At 71.1% G+C, this 14,383-nt stretch carries 10 protein-coding genes; all 10 read right to left on the bottom strand.

The annotated features are described in order from the left end of the window. Window positions 1-61: 61 nt before the first annotated feature. The 10 genes from obgE to ACWGIH_RS42080 all read right to left on the bottom strand — a co-directional run bounded on the left by obgE (window position 62) and on the right by ACWGIH_RS42080 (window position 14,367). Window positions 62-1,501 (bottom strand): GTPase ObgE, encoded by a 1,440-nt coding sequence (gene obgE, locus ACWGIH_RS42125; protein WP_453452072.1) that lies wholly within the window; start codon window positions 1,499-1,501, stop codon window positions 62-64. A 132-nt stretch (window positions 1,502-1,633) separates the two neighbouring features. Next, window positions 1,634-1,888, bottom strand: a complete 255-nt coding sequence (rpmA, locus tag ACWGIH_RS42120; protein WP_148013939.1) for a 50S ribosomal protein L27 — start codon at window positions 1,886-1,888, stop codon at window positions 1,634-1,636. Between the two features lie 14 nt (window positions 1,889-1,902). Next, on the bottom strand, window positions 1,903-2,223 hold the full coding sequence (gene rplU / locus ACWGIH_RS42115) for a 50S ribosomal protein L21 (RefSeq protein WP_160505004.1): 321 nt from the start codon (window positions 2,221-2,223) through the stop codon (window positions 1,903-1,905). A gap of 163 nt (window positions 2,224-2,386) precedes the next feature. Then, on the bottom strand, window positions 2,387-3,736 hold the full coding sequence (locus ACWGIH_RS42110; RefSeq protein ID WP_453452071.1) for a phospholipase D-like domain-containing protein: 1,350 nt from the start codon (window positions 3,734-3,736) through the stop codon (window positions 2,387-2,389). 180 nt (window positions 3,737-3,916) lie between these two features. Beyond that, window positions 3,917-7,786: an Rne/Rng family ribonuclease gene (locus tag ACWGIH_RS42105; protein ID WP_453452070.1), complete on the bottom strand. Its 3,870-nt coding sequence runs from the start codon at window positions 7,784-7,786 to the stop codon at window positions 3,917-3,919. 236 nt (window positions 7,787-8,022) lie between these two features. Next, window positions 8,023-8,826: a TIGR03936 family radical SAM-associated protein gene (locus ACWGIH_RS42100; RefSeq protein WP_453452069.1), complete on the bottom strand. Its 804-nt coding sequence runs from the start codon at window positions 8,824-8,826 to the stop codon at window positions 8,023-8,025. Window positions 8,827-8,872: 46 nt separating this feature from the next. Then, window positions 8,873-10,165 carry a hypothetical protein gene (locus ACWGIH_RS42095; protein WP_453452068.1) on the bottom strand — a complete coding sequence of 431 codons (1,293 nt, stop codon included), beginning with the start codon at window positions 10,163-10,165 and terminating at the stop codon, window positions 8,873-8,875. A gap of 37 nt (window positions 10,166-10,202) precedes the next feature. After that, window positions 10,203-10,769 carry a GNAT family N-acetyltransferase gene (locus ACWGIH_RS42090; RefSeq protein ID WP_453452067.1) on the bottom strand — a complete coding sequence of 189 codons (567 nt, stop codon included), beginning with the start codon at window positions 10,767-10,769 and terminating at the stop codon, window positions 10,203-10,205. Then, window positions 10,770-12,692 (bottom strand): TIGR03960 family B12-binding radical SAM protein, encoded by a 1,923-nt coding sequence (locus tag ACWGIH_RS42085; RefSeq protein WP_453452066.1) that lies wholly within the window; start codon window positions 12,690-12,692, stop codon window positions 10,770-10,772. A gap of 64 nt (window positions 12,693-12,756) precedes the next feature. Then, window positions 12,757-14,367 carry a CYTH and CHAD domain-containing protein gene (locus tag ACWGIH_RS42080; protein WP_453452065.1) on the bottom strand — a complete coding sequence of 537 codons (1,611 nt, stop codon included), beginning with the start codon at window positions 14,365-14,367 and terminating at the stop codon, window positions 12,757-12,759. Window positions 14,368-14,383 lie beyond the last annotated feature (16 nt).

Below are 14,383 nucleotides of genomic sequence, written 5' to 3'. Positions count from 1 at the left end.
GAGCCAAAGCTCCGGGGGCCCTTCTCATGCACTGCTCAAGGCGCTCCCGCCAGGCAAAAGCCTAGAACGGCTCGAAGTCGTCGTACGCCTTCTCCGCCTCGTCACGCTCCGTGTCACGGTCCCGGCGGCGCTGGGCCGCGGGGCGGGGCGCCTCGAGACGGTGGTCCTCGCCGCGGCGGCCGAGCATCTCCGCGCCGGCCATGACCGTGGGCTCCCAGTCGAAGACGACCGCGTTGTCCTCGGGGCCGATGGCGACGCCGTCGCCCGTGCGGGCGCCCGCCTTCATCAGCTCTTCCTCGACGCCGAGACGGTTGAGGCGGTCCGCGAGGTAGCCGACGGCCTCGTCGTTGTTGAAGTCGGTCTGGCGCACCCAGCGCTCCGGCTTCTCGCCGCGCACGCGGTAGATGCCGTCGTCGCCGAGCTTGACGGTGAAGCCCGCGTCGTCCACGGCCTTGGGCCGGATGACGATACGGGTCGCCTCCTCCTTCGGCTTCGCGGCACGCGCCGCGGCCACGACCTCGGCGAGCGCGAAGGAGAGCTCCTTGAGGCCCTTGTGCGCCACGGCCGACACCTCGAAGACGCGGTAGCCGCGGGCCTCCAGGTCGGGGCGGACCAGGTCGGCCAGGTCCTGGCCGTCCGGCACGTCGATCTTGTTGAGGACGACGACACGCGGGCGGTTCTCCAGGCCGGCGCCGTACTCACGCAGCTCGGCCTCGATGATGTCGAGGTCGGAGACGGGGTCGCGGTCGGACTCGAGGGTCGCCGTGTCCAGGACGTGCACCAGGACGCTGCACCGCTCCACGTGCCGCAGGAACTCCAGGCCGAGGCCCTTGCCCTGGCTGGCGCCCGGGATCAGGCCCGGTACGTCGGCGATGGTGTAGACGGTCGAACCGGCCGTCACCACACCGAGGTTGGGGACCAGCGTCGTGAAGGGGTAGTCCGCGATCTTCGGCTTGGCGGCGCTCAGGACCGAGATCAGCGAGGACTTGCCGGCGCTCGGGTAGCCCACGAGCGCGACGTCGGCGACGGTCTTCAGCTCCAGGACGACATCACCCGCGTCGCCCGGCTCACCGAGCAGCGCGAAGCCGGGGGCCTTGCGGCGGGCCGAGGCGAGCGCGGCGTTGCCGAGGCCTCCGCGGCCGCCCTGCGACGCGACGTACGTCGTGCCCTGGCCGACCAGGTCGGCCAGGACGTTGCCCTGCTTGTCGAGGATGACGGTGCCGTCCGGGACGGGCAGGACGAGGTCCTGGCCGTCCTTGCCGGAGCGGTTGTCACCGGCACCGGGAGCGCCGTTGGTGGCCTTGCGGTGCGGGGAGTGGTGGTAGTCGAGGAGTGTCGTGACCGACTGGTCGACGACCAGGATCACGTCACCGCCACGGCCGCCGTTGCCGCCGTCCGGGCCGCCGAGCGGCTTGAACTTCTCACGGTGGACGGAGGCACAGCCGTGGCCCCCGCTACCCGCGGCGACATGCAGCTCGACGCGGTCCACGAAGGTGGTCATGGGATGTGCCTCCAGAAACGTACGAGAGTTAGGGGCAAATGCCCCTAGGTGTAACACGCGAAGGGCGGACCCGCTTCCCGACAGGGAAGTGAGGTCCGCCCTCGCGAAGAACCTGTTCTACGGAAGCCTGATTCAGGCGACCGGAACGATGTTCACGACCTTGCGGCCACGGTGCGTGCCGAACTCGACCGCACCGGCGGCCAGCGCGAACAGCGTGTCGTCCTTGCCACGGCCGACGCTCGCGCCGGGGTGGAAGTGGGTGCCACGCTGGCGGACCAGGATCTCACCGGCGTTGACGGTCTGACCGCCGAAGCGCTTCACGCCGAGCCGCTGAGCATTGGAATCGCGCCCGTTCCGAGTGGACGATGCGCCCTTCTTGTGTGCCATCTTGTCTCAGTCCCTTACTTCGCAGCCGTGGGGATACCGGTGACCTTGATCGCCGTGTACTGCTGGCGGTGACCCTGGCGACGGCGGTAGCCGGTCTTGTTCTTGTAGCGAAGGATGTCGATCTTCGCGCCCTTGTGGTGGTCCACGACCTCGGCCGTGACCTTGATACCGGCAAGCACCCACGGGTCACTCGTCACGGCGTCGCCATCGACGACGAGCAGCGTAGAGAGCTCTACGGTGTCGCCGACCTTGGCGGTGGGAAGCTTGTCAACCTCAACGATGTCGTCGACAGCAACCTTGTGCTGGCGACCACCGCTGCGCACGATGGCGTACACGGATCTCTCTTTCGCTCGGAACGGGACCCCCGCAGTCCAGCCGCCCGCATGACACGGTCAGCCTCTTCCGAGCGCTGTGCGCCGGAAGGAAATCAGGTTTACAGGGGTAGGACGTGCCTAGTAACACGCCGACGGTCAAGATTACGGGGCTGGGCCGGAAGGGTCAAACCGGCTTCTCACCGTCCGGCGGCAGCGGCTTGACGCCCTTGCACAGGTCGGTGGCATCGGCCTTGCCCGGCCAGGCGATCGTCCGCACCCGGTCGAAATGGCCGCGGTACGCGTCGTGCACGGAGTCGTCGTCGACCTTCACGATCGCCTCGTCGTTCTCGCGCAGCGCGGGCGCCGTGTAGTTCTGCGAGCCGGTGAAGGAGAGCTTGTTCTGCTTGCCGTCGTACTTGCCGTCGATGAGCAGGTACTTCGAGTGGATGATGTAGGGCGTCACCAGCTTGGTGCCGGGGCGCAGCGGGTCCCGGTCGTCGTTGAAGCAGCGCATGGTGGGCCCGCCCGACTTGTGCAGGGCCTCCCAGGTGCCCGGGGTGCCGCCCTGGCTCTTGGCGCTGTCGGTCTCGGCGTAGACGATGCTGACGGTGCAGCCGGCCTTCTTGAGCGAGACGAGCTTGTCGGCGATCTGCTTGCGGGTGATCTTGAAGATCGAGGCGCGGATATTGGTGTGCCGGGACACCCCCGCCGCGTCCCTGTAGTTGCACTGCACGTTGTTCAGGACCGAGTACATGGTGTCGGTCTCGTTGACCGTGCCGGAGCGCGGGAAGAAGTACGCCTTGTAGAGGCCGTCGCTCACCGTGCGGTAGTCCCAGTTCCGCCAGTCCTTGCGGATCATGTCGGCGAAGTAGTCGGCGTACGCCTCGTACATCGTCGGGTTGTTCGGGAGCTGCAGCGCGTCGTTGAAGAACTTCGTGTGGGCGGAGGGCGTCGAGTTCGACGTGGTCTGCACGACGACGTCCCTGGCGCCCTCGACCTCCGAGAACAGCCAGAACTTGTTGTGCATGATCGACTTGCCGTACCTGGGATCGCCGAGGCAGGACTTGCCGGTCGGGCAGAGCGTCACGAAGGACGACTTGTTCTTATCCGTGCCGAGCGCCCCCGCGAGCCTGCTGTACGAGGTGTTCGTGGGGCGGTCGCTCCTGCTGGACTCGTCCAGCAGGATCTGCACGTTCACCCCGCGGTCCCTGGCCGCCAGGAGCGCGTCGACGACCGAGGCCTCCCACACGTGGTAGACCGCGACCTTGATGGTCGAGCCGGGCACCGCGGCGTTCGTCAGCTCGATCAGCCGGGTCCGGATCGCGTACTGCTGCTCCGGGGTGCCCAGCGGGTCGTTGAAGAGCGGCGCCTCGACCAGCGGCGGCTCCCCGTCGGCCGCTGCCGTCCCCATGGCGCTGACGGTCTGGATCCCCGCCGCCGACAGGACCGTGGCCAGGGCGACCGCCTGCCGTCCGCCCTTGATCTGTTTCACGGCACGGTGACGTCCCGTGCCCTTCAGGCGACCGTGCGCCATCGTGCGTCCCCTCCCTGACACGAGCGAGGCGTCTCCCGAACGCCACGCGCGTGTACCCCTTCACCAACCGCATGAGTTTTACAAACGGCTCTCTGTGTTCCAACAGAGAGGTGCCCCCGGCATGGCCAGATCACCACGCCGGGGGCACCCGGTCATATGTACGGACTACGAAGGAGGGGGTCAGCCCTCGTCGGTCGCGGAGGCCTTGACGCCGGACGGCGCCTGCTCCGCCGCGGCGGTCTTCTTCGTCGTCTTCGACGCCTTCTTGGCCGTCGTCTTCTTTGCGGCCGTCTTCTTGGCCGCGGTCTTCTTGGCGGCCGCCTTCTTCGCGGGCGCCTTCTTGGCGGCGGTCTTACGCGCCGTCTTCTTGGCCGGAGCGGCTTCCTCGGCGTCGGCCTCGGGCGACTCCGCCGCCGTCTCGGTGGCCTTCTCCGAGGCCTGTGCGGCCTTGTCGGCCGACGGGACGACCAGGACGGCCGCTTCCTCGGACGCGGTCGGCGCGGTGGCCTTGCGGACCGCACGGCGGCGCGGACGGGCCGGGGCGGCGTCGGCGGGAGCTGCGTCGGAGGAGGCCACCGGCTCGGCCGCGACGGGCTCGGCCACGGGCTCCGCCTTGGGCGCCTCGGCGACGATCACCTCGGCGGCCTTGGGCTCGGCGCTCTCGGCGCTCTTCGGCGAACCGGCGGGCGACGTCGCCTTACGGGTCGCACGACGGCGCGTACGCCCCTTGGGAGCCGCGTCGTCCACCGGCGCCTCGGGGGCCACCTCGACGACCGGGTCCTCGGCGGCGGCCGGGGTCTCGACCACGGGGGCCTCGACCACCGGAGCCTCGGCGGCCTCGAAGGCCTCGGCCTTGGCGGCACGGGACCTGCCCCGCTTCTCCGACTTCGGCGCGGTCTCCGACTTCGGGGCGGTCTCCGTCCTCGGGGCGCCGGCCGGAGCCGAGGCCCGACGGGTCGCCCTGCGGCGCGAACGGCCACCGCGGGATGCCGCGGCCTCCGCCTCGGACGCGCTGCTGTAGAGCTCCTCGTCCGGCACGAACTCCGGCTCGGGGAGCGCCACCGGGGCGGCGGCCTCCGCGGCGACCTCGGCCTCGGTCTCGGCCTCGTCCGCGCTCTCGGGAGCCTCGTGCTCGTGCGTGTGCTCCTGACCCTGCTCGGAGCCGCCGCGGCCGCGCTTCTTGCGCTTGCCGCCGCCACCGGCGGAGGTCGGCTGCTCCATGTGCACGATCACGCCGCGGCCGTTGCAGTGGACGCAGGTCTCGGAGAAGGACTCCAGGAGGCCCTGGCCGACCCGCTTACGGGTCATCTGCACGAGACCGAGCGAGGTGACCTCGGCCACCTGGTGCTTCGTGCGGTCGCGGCCCAGGCATTCGAGCAGACGACGCAGGACCAGGTCGCGGTTGGACTCCAGGACCATGTCGATGAAGTCGATGACGACGATGCCGCCGAGGTCGCGCAGCCGGAGCTGACGCACGATCTCCTCGGCCGCCTCGAGGTTGTTCCTCGTGACGGTCTCTTCGAGGTTGCCGCCCTGCCCGGTGAACTTCCCGGTGTTGACGTCGACGACGATCATCGCCTCGGTCTTGTCGATCACCAGCGAGCCACCGCTGGGCAGCCAGACCTTGCGGTCGAGCGCCTTCATCAGCTGCTCGTCGATGCGGTACGTCGCGAAGACGTCGACCTCGGAGGTCCAGCGCTGCAGGCGGTCGGCCAGGTCGGGGGCGACATGGGAGACGTACCCGTGGATGGTCTCCCAGGCGTCGTCGCCGCTGACGATGACCTTCGAGAAGTCCTCGTTGAAGATGTCGCGGACGACACGGACGGTCATGTCCGGCTCGCCGTACAGCAGGCCCGGCGCGCTCGTCGAGGCCGCCTTCGACTTCTTCTGGATGTCCTCCCACTGCTGCTGCAGACGCTCGACGTCACGGCGCAGCTCGTCCTCGCTCGCGCCCTCGGCGGCGGTGCGCACGATGACGCCCGCGTCCTCGGGGACGATCTTCTTGAGGATGGTCTTCAGACGCGCGCGCTCGGTGTCGGGCAGCTTGCGGCTGATGCCGGTCATCGAGCCCTCGGGCACGTAGACCAGGTAGCGGCCGGGCAGCGAGACCTGGCTGGTCAGGCGGGCGCCCTTGTGGCCGATCGGGTCCTTCGTGACCTGCACGAGGACCGACTGGCCGGACTTCAGGGCGGACTCGATGCGACGGGGGCCGTTGGCCATCCCGAGCGCCTCGAAGTTGACCTCACCGGCGTACAGGACCGCGTTGCGGCCCTTGCCGATGTCGATGAAGGCGGCCTCCATGGACGGCAGCACGTTCTGGACCTTGCCCAGGTAGACGTTGCCGACGTACGAGGTGGCCTGCTCCTTGTTGACGTAGTGCTCGACGAGCACGTTGTCCTCGAGGACGCCGATCTGGGTGCGCTCGCCGTTCTGGCGGACGACCATCACACGCTCGACGGCCTCGCGGCGTGCCAGGAACTCGGCCTCGGTGATGATCGGGACGCGGCGACGGCCCTGCTCACGGCCTTCGCGGCGGCGCTGCTTCTTGGCCTCGAGGCGGGTCGAGCCCTTGATGGACGTGACCTCGTCGACTCCGGTGCCGAGCTCGCGCTCTTCCTTCTTGCGCGGCTCCCGGACCTTCACGACCGTACGCTCCGGGTCGCCGTCCGCAGCGCTCTCGCCCTCACCGGAGTCACCGGCGCGACGGCGGCGGCGACGACGGCGACGGCTGCTGCTCGAGCCGGAACCCGAGCCGTTGTCGTCGGTGTCCTCGTCGGACTCCTCGGCGGCCGGCTCGACGTCCTGCTCGGCGGCGTCCGTGTCGGAGTCCGCCTCGGCGTCCGCGTCCTGCTGGTCGCCGGAGTCGTCGGCGGACTCACCGCGGCGGCGACGACGGCCACCACGACGGCGACGGCGGCCGTGCCGCTCACCGGAGTCGTCGGACTCGTCGTTGTCGTTGTCCTCGGCGGTGTCCTCGGCCTCTTCGGCCTCGGGGACCTCGTCCTCGGCGGGCTGCGGAGCGGCCTTGGCGGGCTCGCGCTCGGCGGCGGGCTGCTCGTCGGCGGCCCGGCCACGGCGACGGCGACGGCGCGGGCCCGTCTCCTCCTCCACCACGGGGGTGGCGGCCACGGGCTCGGCCTCGACCTCTTCGGCGGGCTCGTCGGCCGCTTCGGCGGCGGCAGCGGCGGCAGCGCTCTCGGGGGTCTGGAACATCGGCGCGGCGAACACCGGCGCCTGGAAGACGGCGACGGCGGGGCGCGGCTTCCTGCCGGAGCCCTCCTCGCTGTCACCGCCACGCGCCTTGCGGGCCCGCGCGGGGGCGGGCGCCGAGAATCCGGCGGCGGCCTTGCGGGTGGCACGGCGGGGACGGCGGCCACTGGGCGCGTCCTCTTCGGCGGGTTCCGGCTCGGGGGCCTGCTTGACCTCGGCGGGCGCGGCCTCGGCCTTCGGCTCGGCGGCGGGTGCCTGCTCGGCGGCCTGCGTCTCCGCGGCGGGCGCGGACGAGCCGCGGGTCGCACGGCGGCGGGCACGGCGCGGGGCGGCGTCACCGGACTCCGGCTGCGCCTCGGGCGCGGGCTCGGCGGCGGCCTCCTCGGCGACGGGCTCGGCGACCGGAGTCTCGGCGGGCGCCTCGGCGCCCTGCGGCGCACCGGCGGGAGCCGAGGCGCGGCGGGTGGCCCGGCGGCGACGCGGCGCGGGAGCTGCTTCCTCGGGCTCGGCCTCGGCCACGGCAGCGGCGGGCTCGGCGGCCGGAGTCTCGGCGGGCGTCTCGGCACCCTGCGGCGCACCGGCGGGAGCCGAAGCGCGGCGGGTGGCCCGGCGGCGACGCGGCGCGGGAGCGGCTTCCTCGGCCGCTGCGGGCTCAGGAGTCACGGCCTTGGCGGGCTCTTCGGCGGCGGGGGTGGCCGGTATGGCCGGAGCTGTGCCCTCGGTGGCTCCCACGGGCGGCCCCGCGGGCCGCGACGCCGCGCGGCGCCTGCGGCGCGGCGGCAGGGTGTCGCTGGGCGTGTTGTTGTCCGAGCCCTCAGTGGGTTCGTTCGGCTCATGCATGCGGGCGGTTCTCCCGTCACGCTCCCGGGCGCCGCGCCTGGTCCGGTGATGTCCGCGGCCCTCGCTCAGCTACGCGGGGCCGCCATCCGGGGGCGTGGGCGCCGCACGGGAGCTCTATGTGTCTGTCTCGCCGGTTCCGTACGCCCAAATGCGGACGGCCTGGCGAAAGTCTCGGTCAGTGCGCTGCCCGACCCAGGTGGCTCCCGAGTACCAGGGCGGCGCTTCGACGCTTGTCCCTACGCGGGACCTTCCTGCGCCGGCGCCTTCGCGGTGGCTGCGGCGGCCCCGTGGTTCTCGGATGGGGTCGTGGCTGCCTCGCGGTCGGGCGCGAGCGGGTCGGTCACCGTGCCGGTCTCGTCGTCAAGAAGCCCCTGCGCCAGCCTGGTCACCGCTGCGGGGACCGGCGGCGCCAGGTCGGCCACAGCTCGGAGACCGGACAGGACGTCGTCGGGTCGTACGGCAGGTGTCACGTGCCGAACAACCAGCCGCAGTATCGCACAGGGCTGGTCGGTCGGCCTATCAGCGTCGGGGCTGAGTGCCTCGTCGGAAGCCAGGGCCTCAAGGCTCACGACGGCCTCGCGGGCGTCGAAGGTCCGCATGCCGTTCTTCGTGCGGCGCTGGACCTCGACGGTCTCCGCGGCCCGGAAGGCCTCGGCGGCACGCTGCGCGTCCGCGGGCTCGACGCCGTTCAGGCGCAGCTCCCAGATGGACGCGGTGAGCCGGTCGGCGAGTCCCGAGGTGTGGGACACGACGGCGTCGATGATGTCGAGGCCGGTCGGCATCGACTCGTCGAGCAGCTCGCGCAGCTTGTCGGGGTCACGCGGCTCGGTGAGCGCGATCTCCAGGTACTCGGCCTCACTGCCGGTGCCGGTGGGTGCGGCATTGGCGTACGACACCTTCGGGTGCGGTGTGAACCCCGCCGAGTACGCCATGGGCACCTCGGCGCGGCGCAGCGCCCGCTCGAAGGCGCGCTGGAAGTCACGGTGGCTGGTGAACCGGAGGCGGCCGCGCTTGGTGTAGCGCAGTCGGATGCGCTGCACCGCGGGAGCGGGCGGCGGGCCTTCGGGCTGTCGCTTGCCCAGTGTTCTAGTCCTTCGTGAGTGCGGTCGTACTGCTACCTAGAGTACGTGCCGCGGCCGTGTCCGGTTCCCGCCGGGCCACCGGTACCGGCACGGGTTCCCTCGGGGCCACCCCCACCGGTACCTGTCCCTTCGGCGCCCCGAACAGCATGCGACGCACATCGGCACGGGCGTCCCGCACGCTCTGGCGGGCGGCTGCCAGGGCCTGCCGGGTAGCGCGGCCGGCGTCCTTCATTGCCTTGGCGGCGGGCCGCCAGACGCCGTCACGTACCGCGTGGCCCACCGGAGTGAGGACCGTGCGGTACGCCCAGCGCACCGGGTCGACGAAGAGCCACCGCAGGAGCCTGCCGAGGAAGCGGCCCACCGCGAGCGAGACATACCCGGCGATACGCCAGGCGTGTCCGAACGCGGCGCCGACCTCGCGCCCGACGACCGCGATGCCCCGCCCGACGGGGGCCAGCACCCAGCGCCACAGGGCGACGGCGGGCACGACGAAGATCCAGCGCCCCAGGGTGCCGAGCACCGCCCCGATTCCCCGGGCCGTCCAGGCGATGCCCGCCCCGACTCCCTTGGCCAGCCAGGCGATCGCGTGCCCGACCGGCGTGAGGACGGAGACGTAGAGCCATACGGCGGGGATCACGATCAGCACCCGCCCCAGCCACGCGAGACCCCTGCCGACCGGCACGACCACATACCGCCACAGCCCCACCCACGGCCACACGAACACGGCCTTGAGCAGCCACATCACACCGGCGCCGATGCCACGCCCGGCCACCGCCGCCCCCGCGGCGATCCCCCGCGCGAGCCACGCGATCGCGTGCCCGACGGGCGTAAGGACGGACGCGTACAGCCACATGGCGGGAATCACGCACAGCACCCGCCCCAGCCACCCGAGCCCCCTACCGACCGGCACGACCACATACCGCCACAGCCCCACCCACGGCCACACGAACACGGCCTTCAGCAGCCACACCGTGGCGGTGGAGACCCCGCGCGCGATCGGCGTGATGACGTACTCGTTCAGCAGGCTCAGCGGCGTCACGATCAGCGTCCGCCCCAGCCACGCCAAGGCGCGCCCCACGGGCCGCAGGCCTCTGAGGTGCACGAACCGGCCGCAGACGACCAGGGCGTCCCACACCAGGCGTACCGGGACGACGAGCACGAGCACGACGATCCGCACCGGGATGCGGATCGCCACCGCGAGACAGCCCTCGGCCTGCGGTGGGGCGTGCGGTGGGGCTACCGGTGCGGGCAGCGGCCGCTCGGGCTCGGGGAGCGGGGGCCGCTTTTCCAGGTCCATGCCGTCCTAGACGCGCCGAGGGCGGGATGTGGTTCGGTCAGGCGTCCGTCGGGATCCAGTAACGCAGCTTCCCGCCGCGCTCGTCCTCGAAGATGCCGCCCGCGGCCTCGATCACCTTGCGCGAACCGGTGTTGTCGGTGTCGCAGGTGACAAGGACCGACGCGAGGCCCAGGGCACGGGCGTACGGCAGGGAGCCGATCAGCATCGCCGTGGCGTGGCCGCGCCTGCGGGCGGTGGGGCGTACGTCGTAGCCGATGTGGCCGCCGTACTCCCGCAGGAAGCGCGTGTTGACGTTGTGCCGGATGGCCAGGCGGCCGAAGTAGTCGGCGCCTTCCGCGTACCAGAGGGTCGTCACGGGGACGGAGAGCGGCTCGGCGGGGTGCACGGCGGCGCGGACCTCGGCGACGTACCGCTCGAAGACCACCGGGTCGTGCCACTTGTCGCCGTAGTCGCGCAGGGTGCGGCCGAGCGTCGTGTCGTCGTCCTCGCCGCCGCGCCCCTCGGCGCGGAACTCCTCCATCGCGGCGATGAAGGAGAGATGGACGAGGCCGGTGGGCGGGACGAGTCGAGGACCCGCCCCGGCCACCGGCTCCGGGTGCGTCACTTACTTCACTACCGACAGCGGGAGGAGCTTCTTTCCGGTCGGGCCGATCTGGATCTCGGTCTGCATCTGCGGGCAGACGCCGCAGTCGAAGCAGGGGGTCCAGCGGCAGTCCTCGACCTCGGTCTCGTCGAGCGAGTCCTGCCAGTCGTCCCAGAGCCAGTCCTTGTCGAGACCGGAGTCCAGGTGGTCCCAGGGCAGGACCTCCTCGTACGTGCGCTCACGCGTCGTGTACCAGTCGACGTCCACGCCGAAGTCGGGCAGCGTCTTCGCGGCGCAGGCCATCCAGCGGTCGTAGCTGAAGTGCTCGCGCCAGCCGTCGAAGCGGCCGCCGTCCTCGTACACCGCGCGGATGACGGAGCCGATGCGACGGTCGCCGCGCGAGAGCAGGCCCTCGACGATGCCGGGCTTGCCGTCGTGGTACCGGAAGCCGATCGAGCGGCCGTACTTCTTGTCGCCGCGGATCTTGTCGCGCAGCTTCGTGAGGCGGGCGTCCGTCTCCTCGGCCGACAGCTGCGGGGCCCACTGGAAGGGCGTGTGCGGCTTGGGCACGAAGCCGCCGATGGAGACCGTGCAGCGGATGTCGTTGCCCGCGACCTCGCGGCCCTTGGCGATGACGTTCGCCGCCATGTCCGCGATCTGCAGGACGTCCTCGTCGGTCTCGGTGGGCAGGCCGAGCATGAAGTACAGCTTGACCTGGCGCCAGCCGTTGCCGTACGCGGTCGCGACGGTGCGGATCAGGTCCTCCTCGGAGACCATCTTGTTGATGACCTTCCGCATCCGCTCGCTGCCGCCCTCGGGGGCGAACGTCAGACCCGAGCGACGGCCGTTCCTCGTGAGCTCGTTCGCCAGGTCGATGTTGAAGGCGTCGACGCGGGTCGAGGGCAGGGAGAGGCCGATCTTGTCTTCCTCGTACCGGTCCGCGAGGCCCTTGGCTACGTCCGCGATCTCCGTGTGGTCCGCGGAGGACAGGGACAGCAGGCCGACCTCCTCGAAGCCGGTCGCTTTGAGGCCCTTCTCCACCATGTCGCCGATGCCGGTGATGCTTCGCTCCCGCACGGGGCGCGTGATCATGCCGGCCTGGCAGAAGCGGCAGCCGCGGGTGCAGCCGCGGAAGATCTCCACGGACATGCGCTCGTGGACGGTCTCCGCGAGCGGCACGAGAGGCTGCTTGGGGTAGGGCCACTCGTCCAGGTCCATGACGGTGTGCTTGGACACGCGCCACGGGACACCGGACTTGTTCGGCACGACGCGGCCGATGCGCCCGTCCGGGAGGTATTCGACGTCGTAGAACCCGGGGACGTAGACATTGCCGGTCCTGGCGAGGCGGAACAGAACCTCCTCGCGGCCGCCGGGGCGGCCCTCGGCCTTCCACTCGCGGATGATCGCGGTCATGTCGAGCACGGCCTGCTCGCCGTCGCCGATGACCGCGCAGTCGATGAACTCCGCGATCGGCTCGGGGTTGAAGGCGGCGTGGCCTCCGGCGAGGACGATCGGGTCGTCGACCGTGCGGTCCTTGGACTCCAGCGGGATGCCCGCGAGGTCCAGGGCCGTCAGCATGTTCGTGTACCCGAGCTCCGTGGAGAAGCTGAGCCCGAACACGTCGAAGGCGCCGACGGGGCGGTGGCTGTCCACGGTGAACTGCGGGACCTTGTGCTCCCGCATCAGCTCTTCGAGGTCCGGCCAGACGCTGTACGTGCGCTCGGCCAGGACGCCCTCGCGCTCGTTCAGGACCTCGTAGAGGATCATGACGCCCTGGTTGGGCAGCCCGACCTCGTACGCGTCGGGGTACATGAGCGCCCAGCGGACGTCACACGCGTCCCAGTCCTTGACGGTGGAGTTGAGCTCTCCGCCGACGTACTGGATGGGCTTCTGGACGTGCGGGAGAAGCGCTTCCAGGCGTGGGAAGACGGACTCGACAGGCATCACAGCGTCTTTCGGCAGGGTTCTCATGATCTGGCAGGGGTGACCATCCAGCGTACCCCGGCCGTCAGCTGCTCAATGCCGCCCTCAGTTTGGGCCGGGACGCCCGGTGCCACACCCCCGGCAGTTCGTTCTCGCGCTCGGCGGCCCCGGCCTCCTCATGCCCGTACAGAAGTCCCCAGGTGAAGGCGGTCTCGCCCGCCGCATGGGCCTGGATCGCGAGGTTCCGCAGGGCGTCACGCGCGACCACACTGTCCTGGTGATCGCCGAGAACCTTCTGGACGGCCTTCATCCGCTTCGCGAACCGCTTGGCGGGCTTGCCGAGCGCGGGTTTGGCCGCCTCGCCCGCGTACCGGGCACGCTTGGCGGCCTTGCGGGCGCCGTGCATCGCCACATCCCTCTCCTCCCCCGGCTCCAGCGCGAGGGCGTGCTCGATGCGGGCCTCCAGGCGGGCGTAGTCCTTCCGTACGGCCTTGGGGAGCGCCTTGGCCGGGGACGCGGCGGCGACCTTGCGCAGCGGAGGGTCGGCGAGCAGCGCGTCGACGGAGTTCAGGAGCTGCACGTACCGCTGCCCTTCGAGCGCGGCGACGGTCCGGCTCCGGGCGTCATCGGCGCCGGCGACACCCCAGATCTGCAGTCGGGCCCGTACCGGACCCAGGAGCAGGGTCCCCGGCACGGCGTCGACGCGGTGCGTGAGCCGCTCGGCGAGGACCTCCTGGTCGCGGTCGACGCCGAGCTCACCCGCGAGCCACTTCAGCTCGTCGCCGATCGGGTCGGTGACGGCACGGTCGAGGAGCTTCCGGTACGAGCGGAACGCGCTGCGCATCCGCCGGGTGGCGACCCGCATCTGGTGCACGGAGTCCGGCACGTCGCGGCGGACGTCGGGGTCGAGGGCGACGAGGGCGTCGCGCTGGGTGCGAACGTAGGCGAGGACGTGGTCGGCAGCGGTGACGGGGTCAGGTCGCACGGCTGAGTCCTTCAGGTGGACGACGATGTACTGCCCGTCCGTCTTCCCCTTCTTGGCCTTGGCAGGCTTCAGTCTGCCCTCGGCGGACTCCTGCCGGGCCCCGCTCACCGCCGTCCCCGCCTGTGCCTTGGCCAGTTTCGACGCGGACGTCGACCGCTCGACGCCCAGCTTCTTCAGCTTCTTCTCGATCCGGTCCAGCAGCGTGGGGTCCGCGCCGTCCGCCAGCTCCACCTCGATCTCGGCCCACGCGATGGTGCCGCCGCCCTCCGTGAGCCGCTCGGCCCTGACCCGGTCGATGCTCAGTTCGGCAAGGAGCGCGCCCTCGCCGTCGAGGAGGTGGCGCAGGTCCCGCGCGGTCAACAGGCGCATGACGGGCACGAGTCCGGCATCGCGCACCCGGGACCGCACGAGCCCGGCGAACTCGGGCGGCACCGTGTCGGAGAGCGGGGCCCGGATCTCGTCCCGCACGCCCTGCGCGAGGGACACCGGCAGCTTCAGGTGCCAGCCCTCGTCGGCGCCGCCCGTGCGGCGGCGCAGTGTGATCGAGTCGGCCAGCAGGAGTTGGTCGGTCGTGTCGTGATAGACGGCGTCCAGTTCGACGACGCCCTTGTCGACGACGTCGGCCACCCCGGCGACCCCGGTCAGGTCAGGCAACGCCGCGTCCGCCTCGACGTCGTACTTACGCTCGATCTCGCGCTGTGTCTCCGCCATGAATTGAATCTAGACG

It is taken from the genome of Streptomyces sp. NPDC054872, assembly GCF_053610705.1.
Note: the sequence above shows the minus strand (reverse complement) of the source record. Positions and strands in the feature narration are given on the sequence as shown.

Excerpts from the sequence above, each read along its gene's own strand:
- ACWGIH_RS42095 (WP_453452068.1), bottom strand. The coding sequence starts at position 10,165 with ATGGACCTGGAAAAGCGGCCCCCGCTCCCCGAGCCCGAGCGGCCGCTG.
- ACWGIH_RS42105 (WP_453452070.1), bottom strand. The coding sequence starts at position 7,786 with ATGCATGAGCCGAACGAACCCACTGAGGGCTCGGACAACAACACGCCC.
- ACWGIH_RS42080 (WP_453452065.1), bottom strand. The coding sequence starts at position 14,367 with ATGGCGGAGACACAGCGCGAGATCGAGCGTAAGTACGACGTCGAGGCG.
- obgE (WP_453452072.1), bottom strand. The coding sequence starts at position 1,501 with ATGACCACCTTCGTGGACCGCGTCGAGCTGCATGTCGCCGCGGGTAGC.
- ACWGIH_RS42085 (WP_453452066.1), bottom strand. The coding sequence starts at position 12,692 with ATGCCTGTCGAGTCCGTCTTCCCACGCCTGGAAGCGCTTCTCCCGCAC.
- ACWGIH_RS42110 (WP_453452071.1), bottom strand. The coding sequence starts at position 3,736 with ATGGCGCACGGTCGCCTGAAGGGCACGGGACGTCACCGTGCCGTGAAA.
- rpmA (WP_148013939.1), bottom strand. The coding sequence starts at position 1,888 with ATGGCACACAAGAAGGGCGCATCGTCCACTCGGAACGGGCGCGATTCC.